Below are 12,617 nucleotides of genomic sequence, written 5' to 3' on the forward strand. Positions count from 1 at the left end.
AAAAATCCATAAAACATTCCATATACAGGTTATTTTTTCTCATTTTCTTCACCTAGATAAAAATGAAGCTTGAAGTTTGAAACTTTCAACCGCATATTATGTCGTAGTAATGGTTATAAACTTAGAAGGAGTAATCACCATGCGTTACACAGAAGCCCTTTCGACACAATCGTCACAAACGGCAAATAAAACGCTTCGCAATACATACGGACTTTTATCACTAACTCTTTTGTTCAGTGCATTAATTGCTGGATTAAGCGTATCAATGAACTGGCCTCATCCAGGTCTGATCCTTACCTTAGTTGGTTTTTATGGCTTACTTTTCCTCACTCATAAATTCAAAAACAGTTCTTTAGGCATACTTTGTGTTTTTGCCTTGACTGGTTTTATGGGATTAACTCTTGGCCCTATTTTAAGCATGTATTTAACGTTGCCTGGTGGTGGAAGTTTAATCATGTCAGCATTAGGCATCACAGGCTTGTCCTTCATGGGCCTATCTGCTTATGCATTGGTTTCAAAAAGAGACTTCAGTTTCCTTAACGGATTCATCACTGTTGGTTTCTTCGTTTTATTGTTTGCTGTCATTGCTGGCTTCTTTGTTCAAATGCCTGCATTGCAAATATTTATCTCAGCGGGTTTTGCTTTGTTCTCTGGAGCTATCATTTTGCTGCAAACAAACCAAATCGTACGTGGTGGTGAAACGAATTACATCATTGCAACCGTGAACTTGTATGTTTCTTTATACAACATGTTCCTAAGCATTTTATCTTTGCTTGGTATGGCTCGCGACGAGTAAGCTCCCAAAACATTGTATTGTTTAATAGAACGAAAATAAAAAGGCCGCTGACTGCGGCCTTTTTTATGTGTAAACTTTGCCAATCTATTTATCGCACTTATTTCATCAGAATTGCTTCATCAAAGGCTATTTTTAATGCAATACACTTTACTCATTACAGGTTCGCCTTATCAAAGCAAGGCATGCAACACTGCCCTTCGCTTTATTAAAGCCGCTACCAGTAAATATCCAAATTGCATAAAAGGCGTGTTTTTCTATGAAGACGCCGTACTGATTGGTAATCAAGTCGCACAGCCACCAAGAGATGAAATAAACATTACGAAAGCCTGGCAAGAAATAGCCAAAGAACAAAATGTACCCTTGTATCTTTGCATCGCCGCCGCTGTTCGCCGTGGCATTATTAGCGAAAGCGAAAGCCACCGTTATGAGCTAGAGCAACACACTTTAGCGGAACAGTTTCAATTAGAAGGCCTAGGCACTTTGGTCGACCTAATGAGCACCACCAACAAAGTTATCCAGTTTAGGTAAACACATGAAACATACTTTAATTCACCTAAACAGCAGCCCATACTCAAGCTTAGCCTGCAAAGAAGGCCTTGACCTTGCTTTGGTATTAGCCACATTCGAACAACCCGTTGACCTTTGCCTTTCTGGTGCCGCACTTTCTATTTTAACCAGTGAGCAAAGCCCAACCATAGAGCAAGGTAAAAACCTTCATAAGCTTCTGGACGGTTTAGAGTTTTACGACATAGAAAACATCTTCATTGAAAAAGACAGCAGTTGGGCTAATACAGAGACCTCTTGGCAAGGCGTCACATCACTTGATAAAATTCAATGGCAAGCAATGTTTTCAGACTATCAACAGGTTTTTCGGTTTTAATTTTTTTGGTACTGACTTTCAGTTTTAACTTTCGGTTTTAAATTATGCGACTTCACCAAATCAATCAACTTGCCTATCCATCAACACTGGAAACAACATGGCAAGACAGCGTACAAGCTGGTGACCAAATCCTTCTCATTGAGGAAGGTTTTTTGCGTACCCAGCAACCTGACGCTTTTCCCAGCGCACTAAACCAGTTGATTGAAAAAAAAGAAATCGAGCTTTATTACCTTCAAAGTGATGCTAACGCTTATGGATTGCCTTCTAATATTGGCATTCCGCTATCAGACGAAGAATGGGTAGATATGACTTTTTCAGCCAACACAAACATAAGCTGGTAACGACAATGACAAACCATACGGTTGCATTAGACGGTGAAGGCTACTTACTGAACTTGCAAGATTGGACGCCAGAATTGGCTGAGCATTTAGCAAAAGATGTCGATGTAGAAATGAGTGACGCCCACTGGGAAATCATTTATTTGTTGCGAGAGTTTTATCAAGAATTTGAAGTTTCGCCAGCAATGCGACCTTTGGTCAAAGCCGTCAACAAAAAACTCGGCGTAGAAAAAGGCCGTAGCATTTACCTTATGACCCTTTTCCCGGGTAGCCCACCAAAATTAGCGGCAAAAATAGCAGGTCTACCAAAACCTGCTAATTGCCTATAAAATCAAAAAACGAATGTCTTAAGACTTTCCATACCATTGCAGCTTTTCTTGCAGCGTCACAACGTCACCAATAATGAGTAGCGCAGGAGATTTCGCTTCATTTTTGATTGATACATCGTAAACATCTTCAATCGTTGAAGTAAAAACTCGCTGCTCTTTCGTGGTGCCTTTTTCAACAATAGCGACCGGCATAGTTGGTTTCATACCAAATTTCATCAAAGACAGACTGATGTCTTTAAGACCGGTTAACCCCATGTAAATCACTAAAGTTTGCGCCGGATGAACCAATTCTTCCCAAGGAAGATCCGTTGTACCGTCTTTCAAATGCCCCGTTAAAAATCGAACTGATTGCGCATAATCACGATGAGTTAACGGAATGCCAGCGTAAGCGGCACAACCTGCTGCCGCGGTCACACCGGGAACCACTTCAAAAGGTACGCCTTCTTCGATTAGCTCTTCAAGCTCTTCACCGCCTCGCCCAAAAATGAAAGGATCTCCGCCTTTCAGACGAACCACCATGTGGCCTTCTTTTGCCTTAGCCGCTAACAAGCTGTTTATTTCGTCTTGAGGAAGACTATGCAATGATTTCGCCTTTCCCACATACATTTTTTCAGCCGTTTCAGGAATCAGCTCAATGATTTCTTTTCCTACTAAACGATCGTACAAAACCACATCTGCTTGGACTAATAAGCGATGCGCCTTCATTGTTAGTAACTCAGGATCACCTGGTCCTGCGCCAATTAAATAGACCTTACCCGTCATAATATTTACTGCCCACTACTGTCTATAGAGAATAAAAAAGCCTCGTTGAGAGGCTTTTTTATTCGAAAGCGTAAATTACGCTTTTTTCAATAAAGTCTTACCACCCATGTAAGGAATCAACACATCAGGAACGCGCACACTGCCATCAACGTTCTGATAGTTTTCCAATACAGCAACCAAGGTACGGCCTACCGCTAACCCAGAACCATTCAAGGTATGTGCCAATTCTGGACGGCCTGTTTCAGGGTTACGCCAGCGAGCTTGCATACGACGCGCTTGGAAATCACACATATTAGAACAAGAAGAAATTTCACGGTATTTACCTTGGCCTGGCAACCAAACTTCAATATCGTAAGTTTTATGAGCAGAGAAACCAAGATCACCACCGCACAAAATCACAGTACGGTAAGGAAGTTCGAGCTTCTGCAAGATGGATTCTGCATGGCCCACAAGCTCCTCAAGTACTTCCTCAGAGCGATCAGGGCGACAAACATGCACCAACTCAACTTTTTCAAACTGATGCTGACGGATCATACCGCGCGTATCACGTCCATAGCTGCCCGCTTCACTTCGAAAGCATGGTGTATGAGCTACGAATTTTTTATGAAGATCTGCATCATTTAGAATGTCATCACGCACCAAATTGGTAACAGGCACTTCTGCTGTTGGGATCAAATAAAGATCGTTATTTCCGCTGTCTTTGTCGACAGGCACTTTGAAAAGGTCCGCTTCAAATTTAGGCAGCTGCCCTGTTCCTTTTAGTGAATGCGCATTTACCAAATACGGCACATACACTTCTGTATAACCGTGCACATCAGCATGAGTATTGATCATGAACTGAGTAAGCGCACGATGTAGCCGTGCCAAATCAGAATGCATAACCGCAAAACGCGAACCGGTAATTTTTACCGCAGCTTCAAAATCCAGCATTTGCATGGCTTCACCTAGATCAACGTGATCTTTTGGTTCGAATTCAAATGCTTTTGGTTCACCCCAACGACGAATTTCAATATTGTCGTCTTCTGTTTTGCCTTCTGGCACAGAAGCGTGAGGAAGATTTGGAATACCTTCTAACAAAGAATCCATCGCAAACTGAACGTCTGCTAACTGCTCTTTCGCAGCGTTTAGATCATCGCCCAATGTCGCGGTTTGTGCTTTCAGCTCTGCCGCTTTGTCTTTATCGCCAGACTTCATCGCCTGACCAATCTCTTTGGATACAGAATTACGAGTCTGTTGCAGATGTTCTGTTTCTACCTGAATGGCTTTACGGCGCTCTTCTAAGGAAGAAAATGCGGCCACATCCAATTCATAGCCTTTCTTTTTAAGTTGAGCCGCAATGGCCTCTGGGTCAGCTCGCAATGCTTTAATGTCTAACATCTCTGCAACAATATCCTTTAACAATGTAATAAAAAATGAGTTTGATCTGAGTATAAGAATGGGTTAAAAAAAGCGTGTCATCGCCATACCAACAGCGAGACCAACGATACCCAAAACACAACTCAATAATAAATAGCTTATCGCACTTAGCCAAGCTTGCATGCTGATAAGTGAGATTATTTCCAAAGAAAAAGTAGAAAAGGTTGTAAATGCACCTAAAAAGCCCACCATAATCAAAGGCCGGTAAGGTTCCAGTGTTGGCATGCGTTCGCTAATGATTACAAATGCAACCCCCATCAAGACACAACCAAGTACGTTAATAAACATAGTGGCGAATGGAAAATGATGTTGCCAGTAACTGTTAATCCATCTTGTCATGCCATATCGGCTCAAAGCACCAAAAGCGCCGCCAATCGCAATCATAAAATACATCATTTTCTGTTCCTTTGAGGTGACGTTTTTTTTTGCAAAAAATCGTCTTATCTTAATCAATCATCATAGCGTTGACGCAAACTCTGACTGTCTAAATCAGATAACCAAGCCAATTTATCAGTGATTTTTTTCTCTAAACCACGATCTGTTGGTTGATAATAACGCATATTGGCCAATTCTTCTGGCATATAATTTTCACCAGCGGCATAAGCATTATCTTCATTATGAGCATAACGGTATTCATCACCGTGCCCCATACTTTTGGCTAACGACGTAGGTGCATTTCGCAGATGCACGGGGACTTCGTAGCTTGGCTGAGCGGCAACATCAGACATGGCTTGATTAAACGCCTGATAAACCGCATTACTTTTCGGCGCGCAAGCCATATAAACCGCAGCCTGAGCAATGGCTCGATTCCCTTCACCTGGGCCAACACGCTCAAAAACATCCCACGCATTCAAGCCAACTTGCAAGGCTCTTGGATCAGCATTACCAATGTCTTCTGAGGCAATCGCCAATAAACGTCGTGCGATATACAAAGGATCGCAACCGCCATCTAGCATTCGCGCCATCCAATACAAGGCACCATCAGGCGAAGAGCCACGAACCGATTTATGAAAGGCTGAAATTTGATCATAAAAAACATCGCCTTTACGATCAAAACGACGAACACTACCACCTAACACATCTTCTAACTGCTCTTGCGTCACCTTACTACCAGGCTCAACGAGATCTGATAAGATTTCTAAGAAATTTAAACCACGACGAATATCACCATCGGCCGCTTGCGCTAGAACAGAAAGAAAATAGTCATCTATTTGAAAAGCATTTTTCTGAGAAGCATTTCCTTGAAGATCATTACCAATACCTTTTTCATGATTTTGTAAGGTGCGAACCAATACAAGCTGAACCTCTTCTACCGTGGGTGTTTTTAAACGGTAAACACGGGCTCTCGACAGCAAGGCAGAATTTAATTCAAAAGCAGGATTTTCAGTCGTAGCACCAATAAACAAAAAAGTGCCATCTTCAATAAAGGGTAAAAAGGCATCTTGTTGGGATTTATTAAATCGATGCACTTCATCAACAAACAATACGGTTTGCGTACCGTTCATCATGCGCAATTGTTTGGCTTGATCAACCGCCGCACGGATTTCTTTTACACCAGACATTACAGCAGATATTTCAATAAACTGAGCATCAAGCGCATGGGACAACAGCTGAGCGAAGGTTGTCTTACCAACACCCGGTGGCCCCCAAAGGATAAAAGAATGACAGTTGCCTGTTTCCACCATTCTGCGTAACGGTTTTCCCGGTCCAACCAAATGCGATTGCCCGATGTAATCATCAAGACTGGCTGGTCGCATTCTAGCAGCGAGAGGCTGATAAGCCTCTGCTGGGGCATCCGAGAAAAGATCTTTCATTACTGACCTTCTACAATCACATCTACGTAATCAGGCAAACCTAAAATAAAGTTATCTTTGGTAACACCATCATGTGTTTCAACATTTTTAAATTCAATAACAGTCGTTTGACCTAATGCATCCAAAATTTTCATGGTGCTGATGACTTTATTTTCAAATTCCAAGGTCAAACTTTGAAACAGACCTTGGTCATCTTTAGGGGCCAAACGAAACGCTTCTTTGCCCAACGTCGTCACAATATAATGAGGCAACACGTCTGCCGCTGGTTGACCCAATAATGCCGCTGGAGAATTACCCACAGCGCCAGATAAAGGCTTTTGAGTGGCTTGCTCTAGATCGATATCCCACACAGTAATGGTTTTACCATCCGAAACAATACGCTGCGCAAACGGCGTCACACTGTCCCAAAAGAATTGATTCGGTTTCGCTAAAAGAAAAATACCGTCACTGACTTGCAACTGCTTACCTTTTTCATCATAGGTAACTTGATGAAACTCACCTTCAATATTTCGATTCTGCTCTAGAAGGTTTTCAACCACATCAACGGTTTCAGCTTGAACCACCGCCGCCTGAAAACCAGTAGCAAGAATAAATACACACACAGCAACTAATTTATTAATCAAAAAAATTCTCCTAAAAACAGACATACGAAAATAACTACTCTGGAATTAAAATATCGCGCTGTCCGTTGGTTCCCATTGGGCCAACCAAACCTGCCGCTTCCATCGCTTCGACTAAATTTGCCGCTCTGTTGTAACCTATTTTTAGTCTACGTTGAACAGACGAAATAGACGCTTTACGCGTTTCAATGACAATTTTCACAGCATCGTCATAAAGCGCATCTTTATCTTCACTGTCATCACCCGACATTAAGTCTTCTGGGTTAACAACGACATCATTAATGTATTCAGGCTCGCCACGTAATTTCCACTCTTCTACAACAGCATGAACTTCTTCATCAGAAACAAAAGCACCATGAACTCGAATGGGTGTAGGCAGCCCAGCGGGAAGATATAACATATCCCCCATCCCTAATAATTGATCAGCGCCACCTTGATCCAAAATAGTACGAGAATCAATTTTCGACGAAACCTGAAACGCCATACGGGTTGGAATATTAGCCTTAATCAAACCGGTTATAACATCCACTGAAGGTCGTTGTGTCGCCAAAATCAAATGTATACCCGCCGCACGCGCCTTCTGAGCAATACGAGCGATTAACTCTTCTACTTTCTTACCGACTATCATCATCATATCCGCAAACTCGTCTACGACAATAACGATATAGGGCAAAGGCTCTAAGTGAGGAACCGTTCGTGCCACACCATCCTCGGAAAACATCGCCATTTCAGGCTGCCACAAAGGGTCTTCAATTGGCTTACCAGCGTCAATCGCGTCACGAACTTTTTTGTTATAACCAGCAATGTTACGCACGCCAAGTTTCGACATTAACTTATAACGTCGTTCCATTTCATCAACCGACCAACGCAAGCCATTCGCAGCGTCTTTCATGTCTGTAATAACTGGCGTCAAAAGATGAGGAATGCCTTCATAGATGGACAATTCAAGCATCTTTGGGTCAACCATGATCATGCGTACTTCATCTGGCGTTGATTTCAGCAACATACTCAGAATCATGGCATTCACACCAACAGATTTACCAGAACCCGTTGTACCCGCAACCAAAACATGGGGCATTTTTGCCAAATCAACGACAACGGGTTCGCCAGAAATATCATGCCCAAGAGACAACGTCAGTGGTGAAGAAGAGTTATCGTAGGCATCACAATTTATGACTTCAGCAAAATACACCGTGTCACGGACTTGATTGGGTATTTCTATCCCTATCGTGGATTTACCTGCAATCACCTCAACCACACGAACACTCATCACACTTAAAGAGCGCGCGAGGTCTTTTGCCAAATTCGTGATTCGAGAGACTTTTACCCCCGGCGCAGGCTGAATTTCAAAACGCGTAATTACTGGCCCTGGATTTACCTCCACAACCTCGGCTTTCACACCAAAATCTTGTAAACGCTGCTCTAACAATTCAGACAAAGCCAATAATTCATCTTCCGAATAGCCACCTTGCTTTGGCTTAGGCTTGGTTAATACAGCACGATCCGGTAAAGAGTAAGCATTCCCTTCTCGTTTATTTACATCATCGTTTGATGATGGCCCACCAAGAGAATCTAACTGTTTCGCTTCCGATAAAGTTCGAAAGGCTGGCTTATGCGCTGCCGTAGTTGTAGATGTAGATGTAGTTGTAGAAGCTGCTCCACCAAACAACATAGCGTCTGCTTGCTCTTTAGTCACTGCAGAAGATACTTTAGTCACCGCGGAAGGCTCTTTAGGCGGAAGATCACGAGCCTGCACATCATCAGATGGTTCAGACCAAGACTCTTCAATATAAAGTGTATCGCCAAAATCAATGTCTTTATCATTGGAAGACAATGAATCTAATCCATCAAAACTAGGCTCTAAATGCGGTTGATCGACAGTCTCTTCTGATGATTTATTCGATTTCTTAGCCGCTAACTCTTTAGACCTTGAAAAGAGTGACGACAAACTAAATTTAGATTTTTTATCTTCTGCCAATTCTTCGGAAGATGGATCAGAGTAATCTTTACCAATAGATGCCGTATCTGAAAGTTCGTTTTTGCCTATGGCTTTTGAAGCAATCGCCTTTCTTCTTTTACGAATAAATGCAGGCTCTTCGGCTTCATCTAGCTCTTCTATCGAATGCGTGTCTATTGAATTTGAGTTAACTGAATTTGAGTGAACTGAGCTTGAGAGAACCGGTTTCGCTTCAATGGCTCTTTTCTTAAGTTTGGCTTCTCGGCTATCGGCATGCTTTTGACGTACCAGAACAATGAACTTATAAACAAGCTCACCTAATCGATCCATCAGCCCAAGCCAATGAACTTGAGACAATAAGGTAAAAGATAAAATAACCAAGGCTAGGCTAACTAATGTCGCGCCATCATAACCAATAAAACTGTACAGCAAGCTACCAAGCCCATGACCCAATATGCCACCCGCACCGTATTGAAGTGACGGCTCACCTACAGTATGCAAAAAACACAAAGCAGAACCAAAAGACAAATATAAAATACTGCCTAATGTACAAAGCAAAGCATTATTAACAGGAAGAAGAGAATGCGGGTTGCGCCATAAAATAATAGCTACCCAAAAAAACAAAGGCGGTAAAGAATAAAATAAAGACCCAAAAAAACCCGACATTAAATCCGCAATGGTTGCCCCGATTGGCCCCATGGAATTTTGAACAGCTTGTCCAGCACCGGAATAAAACCAACCGGCATCCGTAGAATGGTAGGTGAAAGTCGCCAAGGCGAAAAAAAATAAAAACAACAAGGCCGCAATAAATGCCGCTTGCTTAGCAAACAATTCCCAAATTGGTGAGCGTACTGACCCACTCGTTTTTTCTGACAAAACGCGCCTTCCTATTTTATGCTAACCAAAACAAATACATACTCTAAAAAACAGAGCGACAAGTTCGTTAAGCTTACCATAAAAAAAGCCAGCCCAAAGGGCTGGCTTTCGCTTTTACACTAAGAATACTTTTCTAGGCACAAGAGAGCCTAATAAAAGAAAGCTCTTAGAAAGAAGCTGTTACACCAACTTTAGTGATGCCATCATCATAAGTTACGCCGTCACCAGTGTAGTTTTCTACGTAGTAAGTCAAGTCACCAACAGCGTACTCACCGATGAAGTAAGTACCAGTTTCTTCTGCTTCTAAATCATTAGCAACTTGAAGAGTCAAAGTAAGCGCTTCAGATGCAGCTAATGCTACAGAGAAACCCACTTCAGATGCATCAGCTCCTGAAAGCTCACCAACACCATAGTTAACAGAAAGAGTCAAAGCATCCATAGTTGTTTGAACGCCTACGTTTACAGAGCTAGAATCACCCACTGAACCGCCAGAGACACCAGCTTTAAAGCCATCCATATCAGCAACATAAGATAAAGCAACACCGATATCAGAATCGTCAGTTGCAGTAGAGGTTGTAGACTCAACAGAAACAGTCAATTCAGGAGTTACTGCGTAACGAATGCCAGTATTGTCTGTATCACCACTTTCGGTTGTGTTCAAATCAACACCAGTGTAACCAATTTCATCCATACCCATGAATGAACCAGTTGCTAAAGAGCCATCAAAACGACCAAAAGATACAGCACCTTGTTTTACGTACAACTTCTCCATTCCGATAGTTGTACCTTCATCAGTACCACTAGTTCCAATTTCAAGTTCAGCGTAAACGACACCAGTGTCAACACTAAGCTCTAATTCCCCAAGGTCAGTACCGTCAAGCTCATTAGTGCCATCAGTAATTACATACTCAACACCAGCTTCACCAGAAAAAACAGCTTCAGCAGCAAAAGTAGTTGTAGAAACAGCAGCTGCAACAGCAGTTACCGCGAAGATAGAAGCAAGTTTAGTCGCTTTCATTCAAGATTCCCCTTTATATTATATAATGTGGTCTTGTAGACCATTTGAAATTTCTTATTCATTCAAGAAACGTTGTTAAATCAACGATTCATGTATCTTAAAACCCTTCAGTTTCACTTTCATGACAATAGCCAAAAAAGCAAATCGTTCTGTAGTTCCCAATACCGAATTCAACTAGCGTTTCGAATTACCGTTTTAGGACTGCCTTGATTAAAACCAAGTTATCCACCACTGGTCAAGTACTCCTTGCACTTTTCTTCTATTTTTTTTCATTTTAAACCACACTTTGATCAAAAACCGACCAAGAATGATGTAAAACTACAATTTATTTAGAATATTCATGCACATTGTAAGGAAGTATGAACGTAAATGTGTCAGCAACTCGCAAACCATACGCTTTTTTATCCTTAATTCAAATATCGGAACGTGAAAAATATTCTTTAGCTTTATTTATAAAAAACATTCAGAGATAGTCTTTAACGATAAAAAACTTATAATTAATCTGCATAAACCTAATAGGCTATCAATACTTAATTAAGGTAATCACTACTAAATGTCTGAGCTAGAAGATGGAAAACACGAACTAATATTACTTACCGAGTCACCTTACGACACGCCAGATCCACATAAAGCACTACAAGACCCAGAAGGTTTATCCGCTATTGGTGGTGATTTATCTTCAACACGATTAATTCACCTTTATAGCAAAGGCTTTTTCCCTTGGTTTAGTGACCCAGATCCTATTTTATGGTGGCACCCTGAACAACGATGCGTTTTGCAACCAGATAAATTCCATGAATCAAAATCCCTTAAAAAAGCGCTTAAAAGAGAAGTTTGGTATTTTTCAATCAATAAAGAATTTGAATCTGTCATCCATCATTGCGCTGCGCTGCGAGCAGACAAAGAAGGCACTTGGATTTCAAACGACATCAAAAACGCCTATATAGAATTGCATAAATTAGGTTACGCACATTCCATTGAAATATGGCGAGATGAGATTTTGGTAGGTGGTTTTTACGGTGTCGCTATGGGGAATGTTTTCTTTGGTGAATCTATGTTCTCACTTGCGCCTAATGCTTCTAAAGTTGCTTTAAAAGCTTTTTGTGATCTAGCAAAAGAATGCAACATTGATCTAATCGATTGCCAAGTAGAGTCAGAGCATTTACTTTCTTTGGGTGCTGAATTAATACCAAGAGAGGCATTTTCATCCGCTTTAGAGCGTCTAATTCCAGAGACCAGAAAAAACACAGAACTCTTAAATATTGGTAAAAAACCACAAAAACAACGCATTTAGCGTAAAAATAGATAAGATAAGAATGCAACTTAGTTTGCCTTACGCTGAGTTTTTAGGCAAAATATGCTCGATCAAAATTCAGACGTCGCTAAATAAGCATCATGATTTCACTGTTTAGCGCTCAATCGGCAAAAGAAAAACACTTTTTTTCTTTGTCTGTAGACCTCCGAATAAGGCATGGTCGGCGTCTACTAAATAATATAAGTAAACACCATAGGACACATATTGTGGCAAAAGAAGAAGGCTTAGAAATGGAGGGCACTATCATTGATACGTTGCCTAATACCATGTTCCGTGTCGAGTTAGAAAACGGACACGTAGTAATTGCTCATATCTCTGGAAAAATGCGTAAAAATTACATCCGTATTTTGACAGGCGACAAAGTAAAAGTAGAGCTAACACCTTACGACTTGTCAAAAGGCCGTATCGTTTACCGAGCTCGTTAATTTAGAGTTGACACTTTAACAGTGGCAAATAACTAAATTAAAAACATAAAAAAACCGGACACATTGAAGTG

Annotated in this window: 14 protein-coding genes; 7 read left to right on the top strand and 7 right to left on the bottom strand. The window is 41.3% G+C overall.

Going from position 1 to position 12,617, the window contains the following annotated elements; genetic code table 11:
- Window positions 1-139: 139 nt before the first annotated feature.
- The 5 genes from MUS1_RS15230 to MUS1_RS15250 all read left to right on the top strand — a co-directional run bounded on the left by MUS1_RS15230 (window position 140) and on the right by MUS1_RS15250 (window position 2,343).
- Entirely contained in the window at window positions 140-796 is a 657-nt protein-coding gene (locus MUS1_RS15230; RefSeq protein ID WP_036164001.1) for a Bax inhibitor-1/YccA family protein, read from the top strand.
- 135 nt (window positions 797-931) lie between these two features.
- On the top strand, window positions 932-1,324 hold the full coding sequence (gene tusD / locus MUS1_RS15235; RefSeq protein ID WP_036164003.1) for a sulfurtransferase complex subunit TusD: 393 nt from the start codon (window positions 932-934) through the stop codon (window positions 1,322-1,324).
- Window positions 1,325-1,328: 4 nt separating this feature from the next.
- Window positions 1,329-1,676, top strand: a complete 348-nt coding sequence (locus tag MUS1_RS15240; RefSeq protein ID WP_036164005.1) for a DsrE family protein — start codon at window positions 1,329-1,331, stop codon at window positions 1,674-1,676.
- 44 nt (window positions 1,677-1,720) lie between these two features.
- Window positions 1,721-2,017: a DsrH/TusB family sulfur metabolism protein gene (locus MUS1_RS15245; RefSeq protein ID WP_036164007.1), complete on the top strand. Its 297-nt coding sequence runs from the start codon at window positions 1,721-1,723 to the stop codon at window positions 2,015-2,017.
- A gap of 5 nt (window positions 2,018-2,022) precedes the next feature.
- Window positions 2,023-2,343, top strand: coding sequence for a TusE/DsrC/DsvC family sulfur relay protein (locus MUS1_RS15250; RefSeq protein WP_036164009.1), 321 nt, complete (start codon window positions 2,023-2,025; stop codon window positions 2,341-2,343).
- An 18-nt stretch (window positions 2,344-2,361) separates the two neighbouring features.
- Here MUS1_RS15250 and cobA read toward each other — a convergent pair whose 3' ends face one another.
- The 7 genes from cobA to MUS1_RS15285 all read right to left on the bottom strand — a co-directional run bounded on the left by cobA (window position 2,362) and on the right by MUS1_RS15285 (window position 10,806).
- Window positions 2,362-3,105, bottom strand: a complete 744-nt coding sequence (gene cobA, locus MUS1_RS15255; protein WP_036164011.1) for a uroporphyrinogen-III C-methyltransferase — start codon at window positions 3,103-3,105, stop codon at window positions 2,362-2,364.
- Window positions 3,106-3,180: 75 nt separating this feature from the next.
- A complete protein-coding gene (gene serS / locus MUS1_RS15260; protein ID WP_036164013.1) occupies window positions 3,181-4,482 on the bottom strand; it encodes a serine--tRNA ligase in 1,302 nt (433 codons plus the stop codon).
- A gap of 63 nt (window positions 4,483-4,545) precedes the next feature.
- Window positions 4,546-4,917, bottom strand: a complete 372-nt coding sequence (crcB, locus tag MUS1_RS15265) for a fluoride efflux transporter CrcB (protein ID WP_036164015.1) — start codon at window positions 4,915-4,917, stop codon at window positions 4,546-4,548.
- A 53-nt stretch (window positions 4,918-4,970) separates the two neighbouring features.
- Window positions 4,971-6,335 carry a replication-associated recombination protein A gene (locus MUS1_RS15270; protein ID WP_036164017.1) on the bottom strand — a complete coding sequence of 455 codons (1,365 nt, stop codon included), beginning with the start codon at window positions 6,333-6,335 and terminating at the stop codon, window positions 4,971-4,973.
- Entirely contained in the window at window positions 6,335-6,958 is a 624-nt protein-coding gene (gene lolA / locus MUS1_RS15275) for an outer membrane lipoprotein periplasmic chaperone LolA (protein ID WP_245595834.1), read from the bottom strand. Before lolA ends, MUS1_RS15270 begins: the two co-directional genes overlap by 1 nt.
- Before the next feature lie 34 nt (window positions 6,959-6,992).
- Window positions 6,993-9,788: a DNA translocase FtsK gene (locus tag MUS1_RS15280; protein WP_051436397.1), complete on the bottom strand. Its 2,796-nt coding sequence runs from the start codon at window positions 9,786-9,788 to the stop codon at window positions 6,993-6,995.
- 166 nt (window positions 9,789-9,954) lie between these two features.
- Window positions 9,955-10,806: a hypothetical protein gene (locus MUS1_RS15285; RefSeq protein WP_036164021.1), complete on the bottom strand. Its 852-nt coding sequence runs from the start codon at window positions 10,804-10,806 to the stop codon at window positions 9,955-9,957.
- Between the two features lie 553 nt (window positions 10,807-11,359).
- On the opposite strand from MUS1_RS15285, the gene aat reads away from it, so the two are divergent.
- Window positions 11,360-12,100 carry a leucyl/phenylalanyl-tRNA--protein transferase gene (gene aat, locus MUS1_RS15290; protein ID WP_036164023.1) on the top strand — a complete coding sequence of 247 codons (741 nt, stop codon included), beginning with the start codon at window positions 11,360-11,362 and terminating at the stop codon, window positions 12,098-12,100.
- Between the two features lie 227 nt (window positions 12,101-12,327).
- Window positions 12,328-12,546, top strand: a complete 219-nt coding sequence (infA, locus tag MUS1_RS15295) for a translation initiation factor IF-1 (protein ID WP_012070936.1) — start codon at window positions 12,328-12,330, stop codon at window positions 12,544-12,546.
- Window positions 12,547-12,617: the final 71 nt, after the last annotated feature.

Origin of the sequence: Marinomonas ushuaiensis DSM 15871, from assembly GCF_000521805.1 — a bacterium.
Classification (GTDB): Bacteria; Pseudomonadota; Gammaproteobacteria; order Pseudomonadales; family Marinomonadaceae; genus Marinomonas; species Marinomonas ushuaiensis.

Bases quoted from the DNA above. Each gene is read 5' to 3' on its own strand.
- MUS1_RS15240 (WP_036164005.1), top strand. From the start codon at position 1,329: ATGAAACATACTTTAATTCACCTAAACAGCAGCCCATACTCAAGCTTA.
- MUS1_RS15270 (WP_036164017.1), bottom strand. From the start codon at position 6,335: ATGAAAGATCTTTTCTCGGATGCCCCAGCAGAGGCTTATCAGCCTCTC.
- MUS1_RS15245 (WP_036164007.1), top strand. From the start codon at position 1,721: ATGCGACTTCACCAAATCAATCAACTTGCCTATCCATCAACACTGGAA.
- crcB (WP_036164015.1), bottom strand. From the start codon at position 4,917: ATGATGTATTTTATGATTGCGATTGGCGGCGCTTTTGGTGCTTTGAGC.
- serS (WP_036164013.1), bottom strand. From the start codon at position 4,482: ATGTTAGACATTAAAGCATTGCGAGCTGACCCAGAGGCCATTGCGGCT.
- tusD (WP_036164003.1), top strand. From the start codon at position 932: ATGCAATACACTTTACTCATTACAGGTTCGCCTTATCAAAGCAAGGCA.
- aat (WP_036164023.1), top strand. From the start codon at position 11,360: ATGTCTGAGCTAGAAGATGGAAAACACGAACTAATATTACTTACCGAG.
- MUS1_RS15250 (WP_036164009.1), top strand. From the start codon at position 2,023: ATGACAAACCATACGGTTGCATTAGACGGTGAAGGCTACTTACTGAAC.
- cobA (WP_036164011.1), bottom strand. From the start codon at position 3,105: ATGACGGGTAAGGTCTATTTAATTGGCGCAGGACCAGGTGATCCTGAG.
- MUS1_RS15285 (WP_036164021.1), bottom strand. From the start codon at position 10,806: ATGAAAGCGACTAAACTTGCTTCTATCTTCGCGGTAACTGCTGTTGCA.
- MUS1_RS15230 (WP_036164001.1), top strand. From the start codon at position 140: ATGCGTTACACAGAAGCCCTTTCGACACAATCGTCACAAACGGCAAAT.